This window comes from Ensifer sp. 1H6, assembly GCF_001976035.1.
In the GTDB taxonomy this organism is placed as follows: domain Bacteria; phylum Pseudomonadota; class Alphaproteobacteria; order Rhizobiales; family Rhizobiaceae; genus Ensifer; species Ensifer canadensis.
This window is the reverse complement of sequence record NZ_MOAI01000024.1, coordinates 104,678-118,014: the sequence shown is the minus strand read 5'-3', so window position 1 is coordinate 118,014 and position 13,337 is coordinate 104,678. Positions and strand designations below refer to the sequence as shown.

The following is a 13,337-nucleotide window of genomic DNA, read 5'->3' as shown; positions in this document are numbered from 1 at the left end:
GGCCGGCCCAGGCGGCCGGCAGGTCGGCGCGCAGCTCGAAGCCCTCGTCGGCGCGGCGGATGCCGGTCAGGCACCAGTCCTTGTCGCGCGGGTGGACGACAAACTGCAGGTGATCGGCGCCTGCCTTGACGATGGCGGGACGGAACGGCATGCCCATCGGCAGCTCCAGCACACGGGCCTCGCCGGTATCGACGATCGCCTGGTGCACGACGGCTTCCGCACGCAGTTTTGCGGCGCTACGGCCGATGCTGGCCTCGACGAAACTGCGGGCGATGGCGAGGGCTGAATGGAAGGCGCGATCATCGGCGCCGGGATCGGTCTCGTCGAAAACCGGTTTCAGGGTTTCGAGCAGCGCCGGCAGCGTCAGTCCGGCGAGCGGCCCGGCAACGGAGGGGCTGAGCGCGCCATTGTCCACCAGATCGATTGGCAGCACGAAGCTCTTGTCGAAGGAGGCGTGCACCGCCTCGACATGCGCTTCCGGGACACCGGAGGCGGCGAGATAATCGCGGCCATAATGCTTCCAGATCAGGCCGAACGAGCTGTAGGGCTGGCCATCATCGCGCAGCGGTGCGCCGCGCTGGTGATGGTCGAAGATCCTGGTTTCAGCGTCATAGGCGCCGCCGACGTCGTAGATGATGCGGTCGGTGCCGGGTGTGATCCACTCCGGCGCCCGGCTGCGCACGATCTTCGCCTCAGGGAACAGCCGGGTCAGGATGACGCTCGACATGAGCTCATCGGCATGGAAGCCACCGGAATGGGTGACGAGGAATTCTGGGCTCATGCCGGGATACGCCTTGTGGTTTTCTGAAGAAAGTTCGCCCGAGGGGCGTTTGCGATGGCACCAGATAGCCTTTGCCAGACGCCATCTCAACCCTCTGATCGCTTATTCCGGGGTTCGCGCCCTCATCCGGCACGGCCTTGCGTTTCAGACGGAGGTGCTTTCGGTTCCGGCCCGGAACACCAAGCGGCGGCCCGATCCGGAGGATTTCGCCGCACGCGGATAGGCCGCCGTCAACCCACAACGGATCTGCCGCCGGGGCGCAGCCCCGCGCCGTTGCCCCGCTATGCGGGACGATGGATGGGAACCACGCGGCGCGGACAGAAGACCTGTGCCTCTTATCGCTCGCCGGCCACTTTCCGTTTCACCCCCTGCCCGAGATCGAGCGACCAGGTCTGGCCCACCAGGTCCTTGCCGAAGGAATGGTGCGGCGCCTCCTCGGTGAGCGTGAAGCCGGCGCGCTCGTAGATGCGCCGGGCCGAGGTCAGCACGCTGTTGGTCCACAGCACCAGCGTGTGATAGCCGACAGTGCGGGCGCGCTCGATGCAGGCGGCAACCAGCGCCGCCCCGACGCCGCGTCCGCGCGCATCCGGCTCGACATAGAGCAGCCGCAGCTTGGCCACATCAGGCTTGTCGCCGGCCACGAGGAAGATCGAGCCGACGACGCGGCCGTCGATTTCGGCGATCCAGGCGGCCTCGCGGGCCGGGTCGAAGGATTTTACGAAATCCGCGAGGATGCCCGCAGCCAGCGCCTCATACTCCTGGTTCCAGCCATATTCCTGAACATACAGCACGGTCTGGCGATGGATGATCCAGCCGAGATCGCCCGGCTTCAGATCGCGCAGCATTAAGTCCCCGCCTGCCTTGTCCTCAAGGATCTCGCTGATGGTGCTGGTGGCCGCGATCAACCGCTTGCGCTCGGTCGATGGCAATGTATCCAGCAGCTTGCCGATCGCCTCGCGGGTGTTCTGCTCCAGGGCGGTGAACGCCTTGCGCCCGGCAGGGGTGAGCGAAATCGGCTGGCGGCGGCCACCCTCCGGATGGTCCGACTTCTCGACCAGCCCGCGATCGGAGAACCGCTTTAGCGTGCGGCTGAGCTGGGCACGGTCGACTTGAAGCGTCCGCATCAGCTCGGCCGCCGTCGTCTCTTGCCGATGGGCAAGCTCGTAGAGGATACGCGCTTCGGTGAGCGTGAACGGGCTCTGGTCGAGATGGGCGTTCAACAGGCCCAGACGGTTGGTGTAGAGACGGTTGAAGGCGCGCAGCGCCGCCACATCAGGGTGATCGTTGGTGAGTGCCATGGGAAATGATCCAGCATGAGTTGACTCAATCAACAACGGTTTGTTGATTGAGTCAACATAAAATGGCAATCGGTCGAGGCGTATTAGTTCCTGGCCCCGAGCGCCAGCCGGCAGGCAAGGCCAGCAAAGACGGTGGCGAGCAGATATTGCGGCAGCTTCTTGAAGCGGGTGGGCGACGTGAACCGGCTGCGGATCCGGCCGCCAAGCAGGATCACCGCGCCATTGACGAGAAAGCCGATGCCGTTCAGCACCGTCGCCAGCACCAGCGTCTGCACGATCATCGCGCCGTTTTCGGGCCGAATGAACTGCGGAAACAGCGCCAGCACGAACAGCGCCATCTTCGGGTTGAGCAGGTTGGTGAGCAACCCCTCGCCAAAAATCCGCCGGAGTGACAGCCGCTTCAGCGACGCGGACGGCGAAAAGTCGATCGCCTGCGAGCGCAGGGTCTTGAAGGCGAGATAGAGCAGATAGGCGCAGCCGACCCAGCGCACGATCTCATAGGCGATCGGCACGGTGGCGATCAGCTGCGACAGTCCGAGGGCGGCGGCAAGCGCATGGCAATAGGTGCCGAGCGCGATTCCGGCATAGGTGAGGAACCCCGCCCCCTGCCCCTGGCTGACGCTGCGTGAAGCGATCAGCAGCATATCGGGACCGGGCGTGGCGGTTAGCACCAGCGACGCGGCGGCAAAAAGTGCAAGTGTGGAAAAATCCGGCATGACATCTTCCTTTGAGGTGGCCGGAATTTCGGTTTAGCCGGATTCGTGGGAATGGCAAGGCCGGCGTGAAAGCCGCCTTACGGCCTGTGGGGATGCGGGGTCGGCAAAAGCGGGTGCATCATGCGGTTGCGAGCTCAAGTGCCAGCATTGTGGAATATCGGGCGCAAGGCTGATGATCGCCGTTCGCCCATCACTTGGACGCTTGCTTGCCGCGCGAAGAACCAATGCGGATTTCGGCATTCGACAACAAGACAGATCCAAGTTGTATTCGACATGATTTGACCGTAGGAGACGTTGTCATATTGTAATCAGGGGTTGAAACTTAATGACCATTTCATTCAAGCGATTGCTCGCAGCCACGCTGATCGGCTTTACCCTCATGCCGGGTCTGGCCCACGCGGAATCCTTGGCCCAGCTCGAAAAGCAGGGCTATAAGGTCAGCAAACTCACCAAGAACAAGGCCGGCCTGCATGGCTGGGTCGCATCGAACGGCGACAAGCGCTTCTTCTGCCGCATGAATGTCAGCATAGCCGTTGTCAGCAAGAAAGAGCTGGTCAGCATCACCTCGGCCGGTAACCTGGTCAAGCTGAACCGCGCCACCTTCGAAGCGACATTGGGTGGGCCTGATCCGTCCCTGCCCCTCTGGAGCGACCTTCAGGCCGGCCGCGTCAAGGCGCCTCACGTCAAGGGCTGCACGCCCCTTCGCTGACCGACACGGGGCAGGCCTGCTCCCTGCTCTGGGCGCGGGTCTGCTGCAGGATTGCCCGGCAGTACCCTCCGCAGACAGTGACGACGCAAAGCCAGCCACCGGCGATGTTCCTTTCACCGCAAAAGTCATGCCCGCACCAGTTTTTTTGAGCGGGCACACCCGTCGCCTCAGGCACTATATCATAAGGTTTCCAAACGATTTTTCATTGCGGCAGACGCTTGCCTGCCAAAGGGCCCAGCGGCTCTGTCCACTCAAAAATGCCGGGACCAGCTTGCCTTGGCGATCGCCCTGACTATATTAGCGAGGCCTGAACGCCTCTCATTATTCGAGTCGCACGATATTTTCGGGCCCCCTTCACCCGACGAAACTCCTTGTCGGTGGACGAACGAAGGAGACACTTCATGTCCTTTAAGAAAAATCTGAATAAGGCTTCCGACGCCACTGTTTCGCGTGTCAGCATCGGAGCCGCTGTAAAGCGTTCGCGTGAATCCCACGGCTACACCGTCGATGATATGTCGGTAACCACAGGCCTGACGGAAACGGAAATCTCCAAGGTCGAACTTGGTGCCGATACCGATCCCGTCAAGCTGCAGCGCATCGCTGCCGCCCTGCAAGTCTCGCCTACCACCTTCACCGCCACACACTAACGGCGGTGCCGGGCACATAGTGTCCGGGCCGGGCACATGCCCACCCCGAAATGCGACCTACGATAGACCATTCTCTTGCAGCAAGGCTCAACCGCCGCTGCTTCAAGCCGAGAGTCTGGACTGAAATCTGGCCCAGCGGCCATTGGCTCAAAAAGGGAAAGCCGGGGTTTTCGCCCCGGCTTCCTTCGTTTTTGGAAAGCTCTTCCGCAAAGACGTTCATTGCCGCAACGGACCCACCGTCATGCTCACCGCAATGTTTTGCCTCCCGTGACGTCGATCAGTGCTCTCCTCACCGTCCCGGTGAACGGACAAGGCGATTGGATCCCTGGGAGAAAAACGTGGAAACCGGATAAGGCAATGCGAGTGGCGGCATCTCGTCCGGCCCGAAATATCGAAGCGATCTTGTCTCGCTGTCTGTCCACTCCCCGCAGTCGTCAACGATCCGGCACCCGAACAGTGTGACGATGTATTCGACGTGATCGCCATTCGGATAGGTGTAGCGAAATTCCCGCCCACCGAAGACGCCGAGAATGGTTGCAGGCACAACCGTAAGGCCGGTCTCCTCCACCACCTCGCGAATGACGGCCTCCTGCGGCGTTTCGCCGGGCTCGATAGCGCCGGCAGGCAGGCTCCACCCCTCGCCCGAAGATTTCTCCTGCAGCAGCAGATTGCCCGCGTGGTCATGGATGACGGCGGCGACGGAGGGAAGCAGGAGCAAGCGGTTTCCGATCAAACCGCGCAGTTCCGCCAGATACGATCTCATCGGGCTCATCGGGGCGCTTTCCATGAGGTAGCGGGCCAATGTCGAACACCGGGACGAATTAGGCAAGTGCCTCCATGAGGCGTGGTCGCGCCCGACGTCGATCCTGGCATCCGTTTCCTCGACAGCACGCCGCGCAATGGTCGAGCCCGCCTGCGGCGGCGCGGCGACGATCGCTTGCTGCAGCAACGAAAAAAGCCGGAGCATGCGCCCCGGCCTTTCCTATGCATTTGATCGCTAAAACTTAGTTCTTCGCCTTGTCGACCAGCTTGTTCTTGCCGATCCACGGCATCATGCCGCGCAGCTTGGCGCCGACTTCTTCGATCTGGTGGTTGTCGTTGACCCGGCGGATGCCCTTGAAGCGGGCCGCACCCGACTTGTATTCCTGCATCCATTCCGAGGTGAACTTGCCGGTCTGGATGTCGGTGAGAACGCGCTTCATCTCGGCCTTGGTTTCTGCCGTGATGATCCGCGGGCCGGTGACGTATTCGCCCCACTCTGCCGTGTTCGAGATCGAGTAGTTCATGTTGGCGATGCCGCCTTCATAGATCAGGTCGACGATCAGCTTGACTTCGTGCAGGCACTCGAAATAGGCCATTTCCGGCGCGTAGCCGCCTTCGACCAGCGTTTCGAAGCCGGCGCGGATGAGCTCGACGAGACCGCCGCACAGAACTGCCTGTTCGCCGAAGAGGTCGGTTTCGCACTCTTCCTTGAAGTTGGTTTCGATGATGCCCGAACGGCCGCCGCCGACGCCGCAGGCGTAGGAGAGCGCGAGGTCAAGGGCGTTGCCCGAAGCGTCCTGGTGAACGGCAACGAGGCAGGGAACGCCGCCGCCCTTCTGGTATTCGCCGCGAACCGTGTGGCCCGGGCCCTTCGGTGCGATCATGACGACGTCGAGCGTCGCCTTCGGCTCGATCAGGCCGAAGTGAACGTTGAGGCCGTGTGCGAATGCGATGGCAGCACCGTCACGGATGTTGCCGGCGATGTCAGCCGTGTAGATTTCGGCCTGCAGTTCGTCCGGCGTTGCCATCATGATCAGGTCGGCCCACTTGGCAGCTTCGGCGACCGAAAGAACCTGGAGGCCATCGGCCTCGACCTTGGCAGCCGTTGGCGAACCCGGCTTCAGCGCGACGCGGATTTCCTTGGCGCCGGAATCCTTCAGGTTCAGCGCGTGGGCGCGGCCCTGGCTGCCGTAGCCGACGATGGCGACCTTCTTGGACTTGATGAGGTTGATGTCGGCATCACGATCGTAATAGACGCGCATTTGAATGGTCCTTCCCGTTGCTATCAGTTGTATTTCCGCTGCACGATGCCTGAACCGGGATCGATCCAGGCGCCATGCAGCAATTCCGTTTCTGCAGCGGCCTTTGCGCGTCTTCAACACGCGGCGCTGCAATTCAGTTCTGCAGCGGCCTTTGCGTGTCTTCGACACGCGCCGCTGCAATTTCAGTTCCGCAGCGACCTTTGCGTGTCTTCGACACGCGGCGCTGCAGGCGGAGATCTCCCCCGCCGTTAAACCTTCCGGCCGTAGAGCGTGAGAAAGGCGCTGACCGCCTGCTCCGCCTTGCGGCCGAAACTCTTTTTCATCTCGCCGGCCTCTTCGCCGAGCAGCATCTTCAGGTGCCAGTCGGAAACGACCAGCCCGTAAAGCGCGCCATAGGCTTCGTCGGCATCGTCAAACGCGAGCAGCCCCGCCTTGCGGCCGGCCTCCAGCAGAGCGGCAGCACGCCGCCCGATCTGCCGGCGTCCGCGCTCCTGCAGCATGTGGCCGAGCTTGGAGCCTTCGCGGCTCGCCTGGCCGATCGCCAGCCGGTTCAGCGCCAGCGACACGTCGCCGGCAAGAACCTCGAGCAGATCCTTGGCGAAGACAACCAGATGCCGGCTCAGGCTTTCGGCGTCGAGCGCGCTCGCGGCGACATCCAGCGTGCGCACCTTGCTCGCCTGGAAACCGATCATCGCCGATAACAGCCCGTCGCGATCGCCGAACCACTTGTAGAGGCTTTCCTTCGAACAGTTGGCAGCCCGCGCGACACCGGCGGTCGTCAGCGCCTTCTCGCCGCCGTCAACAAGCAGACGCAACGCCTCTTCGAGGACGACACCCTGACGCTCGGTCAGGCCGCTCCCGGCATTCGCCTCTTTTGTCGCAGCAACGCTTTGCACCTGGCTCCACCCATTTGAGTACCGTACGGTACGGTTCGCAGTGTTCTAATCAAGCGCGACGGAAGCGTCAAGGCGATTTTGTCGAGTGGGCGAAATTTCGACAGCGGCAGCGGATGTGGATCCTCATGGGCTGAGGATGCAAAACTGGAAGAGCTCGACGCCCCGCGGGATAGAAGGATGTCGTCGTGATCTTGTGCTTAACCAACGCTCCGAGTTTCAGGGACACCCGCTATTTCCGGCACGACAGCGACGCAATCTCTGCATGCCGCTGCGCGCTTGCCGGCGTTGGTGCGATGGCAACCATGCGCCACCAGCAGACATTCAGGTCCTCGCTTATCTTCGACTGGCTCGGGCCGGAAGTGGACGCACTGCTTCCAGCGGTAATCGATGGCAGACATTCCCGCGCAGAAGCGAAGTCCTTGGCTGATCCCTGGAGACCATTGCCTTCGCCCAGTCGGAACGTCGCCAAGGGGCGAGACGTGACACTGGTGGTGGCGGCGCAAAACAGCGGCTGACAATCTGTCGGCCTCTGATCCCGGCCCTGACCGTCAGGAACTTCTTGACCATGCCGAAGGCGGTCACGAATGCCCCGCGATATGGTCGACAAGGCGAGGCGCTTCCTCGGCGATCGCCAGGATGATGCCTGACTTGCGTGTGGAGGCGAAGTCCAGCCCTGCGAAATAGAGGCCCGGCAGGGCGGCCACGCCATCCTCATGAACAGGCTGTCCCGCGCTGTCGAGCACACCGGGAAGCCTCATCCAGCTGAAATCGCCCTTGAACCCGGTGCACCACACCACGCTCGCTATGCCGGAGCGGGAGAGATCGAGCGAACCGATCGGCGGGTTCTGTCGACGCAGCGCGACCGTCTCCGCCGGGTCGGGCTCGGCAGGGGGCGCATCGATCCCGGCGCGGCTGATATAGTCGTCGACATGGCGTTTGACAGTGTCGGAGGCTTCATCCGCAAAGCGGACATTCGCTTCGAGATCGTCGGCAAACGAGAGGTTGCCGCCATCCTCGATGCCGGTGAGACGCCCAAGAAGCGCGACACCTTGGGCGCTCAGCGCCTGAAGGCTTATCGTATGCACCGAGCCGAGCACACCGCGCGGCGGGATGCGTCCCGCAAGTCGAATGACCTCCTCTCGCCGCACGTCGAGAAACCCGCTTTCGAGCAGCCAGACCATGATGTCGCGACTCCGGTAGCGCCGCGGGAGCCGCCCGACACGACTGGTCGCAAGGAAGACCTTTCGGCCCGCTTCCGCCAATTCCTCGGCGATCTGAGCACCCGATTGGCCGCTTCCGACCACCAGTACCGATCCATCTGGCAAATCAGCAGTGCTGCGGTAGCCGGAAGCGTCGATCTGATGGAGAGCCGGCGACAACGCGGGCGCCCAGACCGGGCGCACCGGGCAATTCAAGCAGCCGCTTGCGACGATAACGTTGTGCGCCCAAAGCGTGCCGTGTGAAGTGGTGAGCCGATAGGCGCCATTCTCGTGCGCGAGTTCGCTTACCGCGGTATCCGGTTCGATCGGCAGCGTGTTGCGCCGGGCGAAATCCTCAAGCAGAGCGACGAACTGCTCGCCCGTCATGGCACCATCCGGATCCGGACCGTCATAGCAGTCGCCCGGCATGACGGTCTGCACATTGGGAGTATTCATCCGAAAGCAGTCCCATCGCTGTGTGCGCCAGGTCTCTCCGATGCGGCCCCGCTCCAAGACACTGTGGCGCAGGCCCCGTCGTGCCAGCCAATAGCTGACACCCAGGCCGGCCCAGCCGGCCCCGATGACGACAGCATCGAGAACATCGCCGTCATCAGTCATCTGCTGCGGTGATCCCATAATCGCCCCCGGCAATCCCGCCATCCCCGCGCAGCATTAAGCCCTGTCGACGGCAACGAGTCCAGCACCGCCGATTTCCGCGCGGCTGGCCGTTCGCATTCCGGTTCGCGGCCCTCTCGCCAGACCGCAAGGCGATCCCGCCTGATGCGAAGCAGATCGCTTCGTCGCTGGTGCGGTGACTGTGAAAGAGCTCCCGTCGATCTCCGGTGCGTGACAGGACTCCCCTTACGCGAACCGGGCCGCTGTTCTCGCGCGCGCCCTTGCCGCGACTTCCTCGCGATCGCGAGGGGGTTGAGAAGTCTCCAGCGAATCCAGCAGCTCGCGGGCGCATGCCGCGACTGAATTGACCGCGCGCTCGAACGCAGCCTCATTGCGTTTCGATGGTTTGTTCGTGCCGCTCACCTTGCGCACGAACTGTAGCGCGGCGTCACGAATCTCCTCGTTCGTCGCAGGCGGATCAAAATTGAACAAGGGTTTGATATTCCGGCACATGACTTGCTCCCGGGCGTGTCACTGACAGGAGGGTGGCGAAGCATACGAAAATAGTCGCGTGAGCGCCAATTGCAACGGACGGGCCAAGCCGGGCCGCGTGGGAACGCTGCGCACTGCATGCCCGGAAAACGAGCGTGATCTTGGCTGACGGTTGCAATCGCGCCATGAGCCGGATCAGTTGAAAAGGGTTGAAACGCTTTGCTCCCTGGCGGTGCGAGCGAGGGCTTCGCCGATCAGCGGCGCAATTGTGACGCGTCGGATATTGGCGGTCTGGCGGTGAGCTTCGGTTTCCTGAATGGAATCGGTCACGACCAATTCCTTGAGGTTGCTGGCGCCAATGCGTTCACAGGCGCCTTCGGAAAGCACACCATGGGTGATGTAGGCAGAAACCTCCTTGGCACCAGCCTCCAGCAGGGCTTCCGCCGCATTGATCAGCGTGCCGCCGCTATCTGCGATGTCGTCGATCAGAAGACAACTTTGCCCGGACACATCGCCAATGATGCCCATCACTTCCGAGACACCGGCGCGGGGTCGCCGTTTATCGACAATGGCAAGATCGGCACCAATGCGCTTGGCGATGGCGCGAGCCCGCGCCACGCCGCCCACGTCGGGCGAAACGATCGTCAAGTTCTTGGTGTCGTAGTGCTTTTCAATATCGCGGGTCATCACCGGCGCTGAATAAAGATTATCGGTCGGTATATCGAAAAAGCCCTGAATCTGGTCGGTATGGAGATCGACGGTGATGACGCGGTTAACACCTGCACCGGCAATCATATTGGCGACCAGCTTGGCCGAGATCGGAGTGCGGCCGGTGGCGCGGCGATCCTGGCGAGCATAGCCGAAATACGGGATCACGGCCGTGATCCGGCGGGCAGACGAGCGGCGCAGTGCATCGGTCAGGATCAGCAACTCCATCAGATTGCCGTCGGCGGGGGCGCTCGTTGACTGGAGAATGTACACGTCCTCGCCGCGCACATTCTCATGGATTTGAACGTAGATTTCCTGGTCGGCGAAACGCTTGACCGTACAGTCTATGAGGGGAAGTTCCAGGTGGCTGGCAATAGCCTGGGCCAGGGCGCGGTTCGAGTTACCGGTCACCAGCTTCATCAGCGCGATCCTGTTTCAAGGGGCCTTCGAGAGGAAAAGACCTTCCAGTTTCGCGGGGCACCTTCAGAGCCTTCCCCCAGACTCGCAACACGGCACCTCGCATTGCTTGCGCAATAGGGCGAAAACGTCGGGAGAAATCAAGATTTATCTGCCGCAGAGGCCTGTGCTTCGAGACTGATTTTTGCGGCAGCCCAATGACCGGTTTGGGCTCCACAAGCGGTCGTCAGCATCTCGGTCGATTACCTATCTGCTCAAGCTCAAGGACGTTTCCCTCCGGATCGCGCGCATAAGCAATAAGAAATGGCTTATCCGGCGTCCCAAAGTCCGTGATTTCGCCGATCTGCGCCCCGCCGGCTTGGATGATTTCCGCGAGCACCACGCTGATATCTTCCATCTGGAATGACAGGTGCCCGAAACCGGGCTCATTCACCCTTGGCTGGTCTCGATCATGAGTGACCTTGTGCTCATGTATCTCCAAGAATGGGCGTTCGAGTTCGGGGAATGTCAGCCAGATCGTATATATCTCAGAGTTCGAAATACCATTGCCGCGCGACACTTTTTCCCCGGACACCATCTTGGGTTCACGAAGGGATTCGCATTTCATGACATTCATGTAGAACGCTGCGAGCACTTCCGCATTTCGGGCTACCAAGTTGATGTGGGCAAGTTTCATGACGGTCGATATCCTCGGCTATGAGGCAACCATATTCATTGGTCGGGAACAACGAAAGAAGTCTCCTTCAGGCCGTCAACGGTCATTGGAGGCATTTGCCAGGCAGGACCGCATTCATGCGCCTGGGGCTCGGCGTTTGTACCCCTGATCCGCCTGCCGGCATCTTCTACAACGAGTGTGGCGAGCTTGTCGCCAGATCCTCGCAACCTGAGCGCAGAGGACAGCCGCGTCCCCTCTTCCCGCCTGAGGCCAGCGCAAATCTCGCAAGGCTTTTGAAGCGCGCCCGCGCCTCAGGCGCCGGTGCGCCGGTGGGCTGGAATGACGCCGCCAAGGATGCCGCGCACCAGAATGCGTACCGCCTGCGCCCGGCCAGCATCATCCGCTGAACGCTCCAGAAGCTGAACCAGCGATAGCCCCTCCAAACCGGCGAGCAAGGCTTGCGCGTGGACGCGCGCCCCGCCCTCGCTCACGCCATCGCCACCCAACCGCTGCAAAACTGCCGCGAGCGCCTCGGTCCCCCGCGCCAGCCGGGCGGAGAAGATCGCTGCAATCCGCTCGCTGCGGTGGCTGGCGCCGACGATCTCGAGCCAGGCCGCCGCCTCGCCGGCGTTCCAATCCCGCATCTGACGGTCTCGGGGCTGAAGGGGTAACACCAGGGGCATCCTGGTTGAGGGGAGCGCTCCGCCTCCCCGCAGCCAAAACATTACAATAATATAATGATCTCAATGCTTCCCGCTCCGGCCGTTTGTGCCTATTTGCTGCTAGGATGAATCGCGCCTGGAACGATGGCGCTGGCAAGGCCAGGTATGGGGCCGGGTATGGGCATGAACAAGACAGGCAAGACGGCACGCACCGAGACCACCGCACGCGAGGAAGCGACGCCCAACGTCACCTTCATTCCCGGTGCCACCCCCATCCGGCGCAAGCGACGCACGCGCACCTGGCTGTGGATCCCCGTCGTCCTCGCCGTCCTCGGCGCCGGCTATTATGGCTGGACGCGCTATGCGACCAATCCGACCGGGGCTGCCATGGTCACCCAGGCCGTTATGCGCGGCGACATCGAAAACAGCGTCACCGCCGTCGGCACACTTGATGCGGTCAAATCGGTCGATGCCGGCGCCCAGGTCTCCGGCCAGTTGAAGGCCCTGCATTTCGATATCGGCGACAAGGTCGAGCAGAACCAGCTCGTTGCCGAAATCGACCCCGCCACCATCGAAAACCGGATCGAGATCGACCAGGCCGAGCTTGCCAATCTCCAGGCGCAGCTCGTGTCGAAGAAGGCCCAGCTCGTGTTGAAACAGGCCAATATCGATCGCCAGCGCAATCTGGTCGCCGCCAACAGCATCGCCCAGTCGACGCTCGACCAGGCAATCGCCGATCTTGCCGCCGCCGAGGCCGACGTCAACGCCATCGAAGCGCAGATCCGCAAGCAGCAGGCGACCCTTGCCGGCGACAAGGTCGATCTCGGCTACACCAAGATCTTCGCGCCGATGGGCGGCACCATCGTCGCCAACCCGGCCAAGGAAGGCCAGACGCTGAACGCCAACCAGACGACGCCGACCATCGTCACCATTGCCGATCTCTCGACCATGACCGTCAAGGCGCAGGTGTCTGAGGCCGATGTCGGCAAGCTCAAGGTCGGCATGGACGCCTATTTCACCCTGCTCGGCCAGCCGGGAAAACGCTTCGAAGGCAAGCTGCGCCAGATCCAGCCGATGCCGGACACGGCAAACAACGTCGTGCTTTATTACGCCCTGTTCGACGTTCCCAATCCTGATGGCGAGTTGATGATGTCGATGAGCGCCCAGGTGTTCTTCGTTCAGTCATCAGCCAAGGACGTGCTGATCGTGCCGAGTGCTGCGCTGCGCATGACCGGCGAGAAGGATGGCGGCCAAGCGGCCGGCAAGCGTGGCGGCAATGCGAACGCCGCCGGTGGCAAGGCAGGCGCTGCCGGCGGCAGCGCCGAGCTCACCGTGGTCACACCCTCGGCGCGCCCGAAACCCGCGCCGTCGACGTCGGCATCCGCAACCGCGTCAACGCCGAGATCACGAGCGGCCTCAATGAAGGCGACACCGTCGTCGTCGCCACCGGCACCGATACCCCGGCGGCGAGCACCCGTGGCAGCCAGCGCGGCATGCGCATGCCGCCGATGTTCTGAG

13 protein-coding genes and 1 pseudogene are annotated in these 13,337 nt (G+C 62.3%); 3 read left to right on the top strand and 11 right to left on the bottom strand.

Annotated features, from left to right (window positions below):
- The 3 genes from BKP54_RS24965 to BKP54_RS24950 all read right to left on the bottom strand — a co-directional run.
- Positions 1-781: MYG1 family protein (locus BKP54_RS24965; protein WP_084815055.1), on the bottom strand; the 781-nt coding region annotated here is incomplete at its 3' end.
- Positions 782-1,116: 335 nt separating this feature from the next.
- Positions 1,117-2,079, bottom strand: coding sequence for a helix-turn-helix domain-containing GNAT family N-acetyltransferase (locus BKP54_RS24955; RefSeq protein ID WP_025427583.1), 963 nt, complete (start codon positions 2,077-2,079; stop codon positions 1,117-1,119).
- A gap of 83 nt (positions 2,080-2,162) precedes the next feature.
- Positions 2,163-2,795: a LysE family translocator gene (locus tag BKP54_RS24950; RefSeq protein WP_025427584.1), complete on the bottom strand. Its 633-nt coding sequence runs from the start codon at positions 2,793-2,795 to the stop codon at positions 2,163-2,165.
- Positions 2,796-3,120: 325 nt separating this feature from the next.
- On the opposite strand from BKP54_RS24950, the gene BKP54_RS24945 reads away from it, so the two are divergent.
- Together BKP54_RS24945 and BKP54_RS24940 are read left to right on the top strand one after the other, a co-directional pair.
- Complete coding sequence (locus tag BKP54_RS24945) at positions 3,121-3,504, top strand: hypothetical protein (RefSeq protein ID WP_025427585.1); 384 nt, start codon at positions 3,121-3,123, stop codon at positions 3,502-3,504.
- 401 nt (positions 3,505-3,905) lie between these two features.
- The gene (locus BKP54_RS24940; RefSeq protein WP_025427586.1) at positions 3,906-4,151 is read left to right on the top strand and encodes a helix-turn-helix domain-containing protein; all 246 of its coding nucleotides are present in this window, start codon (positions 3,906-3,908) and stop codon (positions 4,149-4,151) included.
- Between the two features lie 289 nt (positions 4,152-4,440).
- On the opposite strand, the gene BKP54_RS24935 is transcribed toward BKP54_RS24940, so the two are convergent.
- The 8 genes from BKP54_RS24935 to BKP54_RS24895 all read right to left on the bottom strand — a co-directional run bounded on the left by BKP54_RS24935 (position 4,441) and on the right by BKP54_RS24895 (position 11,801).
- Entirely contained in the window at positions 4,441-5,118 is a 678-nt protein-coding gene (locus BKP54_RS24935; RefSeq protein ID WP_225906316.1) for an NUDIX domain-containing protein, read from the bottom strand.
- Between the two features lie 37 nt (positions 5,119-5,155).
- Positions 5,156-6,175: a ketol-acid reductoisomerase gene (ilvC, locus tag BKP54_RS24930; RefSeq protein ID WP_025427588.1), complete on the bottom strand. Its 1,020-nt coding sequence runs from the start codon at positions 6,173-6,175 to the stop codon at positions 5,156-5,158.
- 248 nt (positions 6,176-6,423) lie between these two features.
- The gene (locus BKP54_RS24925; RefSeq protein ID WP_025427589.1) at positions 6,424-7,071 is read right to left on the bottom strand and encodes a TetR/AcrR family transcriptional regulator C-terminal domain-containing protein; all 648 of its coding nucleotides are present in this window, start codon (positions 7,069-7,071) and stop codon (positions 6,424-6,426) included.
- Positions 7,072-7,649: 578 nt separating this feature from the next.
- Positions 7,650-8,888 carry an NAD(P)/FAD-dependent oxidoreductase gene (locus tag BKP54_RS24915; RefSeq protein ID WP_198956872.1) on the bottom strand — a complete coding sequence of 413 codons (1,239 nt, stop codon included), beginning with the start codon at positions 8,886-8,888 and terminating at the stop codon, positions 7,650-7,652.
- A gap of 243 nt (positions 8,889-9,131) precedes the next feature.
- The gene (locus tag BKP54_RS24910; protein ID WP_025427594.1) at positions 9,132-9,398 is read right to left on the bottom strand and encodes a DUF2277 domain-containing protein; all 267 of its coding nucleotides are present in this window, start codon (positions 9,396-9,398) and stop codon (positions 9,132-9,134) included.
- A gap of 174 nt (positions 9,399-9,572) precedes the next feature.
- A complete protein-coding gene (locus BKP54_RS24905) occupies positions 9,573-10,505 on the bottom strand; it encodes a ribose-phosphate pyrophosphokinase (RefSeq protein WP_025427595.1) in 933 nt (310 codons plus the stop codon).
- Positions 10,506-10,728: 223 nt separating this feature from the next.
- Positions 10,729-11,178 (bottom strand): VOC family protein, encoded by a 450-nt coding sequence (locus tag BKP54_RS24900; protein WP_057211159.1) that lies wholly within the window; start codon positions 11,176-11,178, stop codon positions 10,729-10,731.
- A gap of 290 nt (positions 11,179-11,468) precedes the next feature.
- The gene (locus tag BKP54_RS24895; protein ID WP_025427597.1) at positions 11,469-11,801 is read right to left on the bottom strand and encodes a TetR family transcriptional regulator C-terminal domain-containing protein; all 333 of its coding nucleotides are present in this window, start codon (positions 11,799-11,801) and stop codon (positions 11,469-11,471) included.
- A 201-nt stretch (positions 11,802-12,002) separates the two neighbouring features.
- On the opposite strand from BKP54_RS24895, the pseudogene BKP54_RS24890 reads away from it, so the two are divergent.
- Positions 12,003-13,336 (top strand): annotated as a pseudogene (locus tag BKP54_RS24890) (efflux RND transporter periplasmic adaptor subunit).
- Position 13,337: the final 1 nt, after the last annotated feature.

Coding starts and splice junctions, on each gene's coding strand:
- BKP54_RS24955 (WP_025427583.1), bottom strand. CDS start 2,079: ATGGCACTCACCAACGATCACCCTGATGTGGCGGCGCTGCGCGCCTTC.
- BKP54_RS24950 (WP_025427584.1), bottom strand. CDS start 2,795: ATGCCGGATTTTTCCACACTTGCACTTTTTGCCGCCGCGTCGCTGGTG.
- BKP54_RS24945 (WP_025427585.1), top strand. CDS start 3,121: ATGACCATTTCATTCAAGCGATTGCTCGCAGCCACGCTGATCGGCTTT.
- BKP54_RS24940 (WP_025427586.1), top strand. CDS start 3,906: ATGTCCTTTAAGAAAAATCTGAATAAGGCTTCCGACGCCACTGTTTCG.
- BKP54_RS24935 (WP_225906316.1), bottom strand. CDS start 5,118: ATGCTCCGGCTTTTTTCGTTGCTGCAGCAAGCGATCGTCGCCGCGCCG.
- ilvC (WP_025427588.1), bottom strand. CDS start 6,175: ATGCGCGTCTATTACGATCGTGATGCCGACATCAACCTCATCAAGTCC.
- BKP54_RS24915 (WP_198956872.1), bottom strand. CDS start 8,888: ATGACTGATGACGGCGATGTTCTCGATGCTGTCGTCATCGGGGCCGGC.
- BKP54_RS24910 (WP_025427594.1), bottom strand. CDS start 9,398: ATGTGCCGGAATATCAAACCCTTGTTCAATTTTGATCCGCCTGCGACG.
- BKP54_RS24905 (WP_025427595.1), bottom strand. CDS start 10,505: ATGAAGCTGGTGACCGGTAACTCGAACCGCGCCCTGGCCCAGGCTATT.
- BKP54_RS24900 (WP_057211159.1), bottom strand. CDS start 11,178: ATGAAACTTGCCCACATCAACTTGGTAGCCCGAAATGCGGAAGTGCTC.
- BKP54_RS24895 (WP_025427597.1), bottom strand. CDS start 11,801: ATGCGGGATTGGAACGCCGGCGAGGCGGCGGCCTGGCTCGAGATCGTC.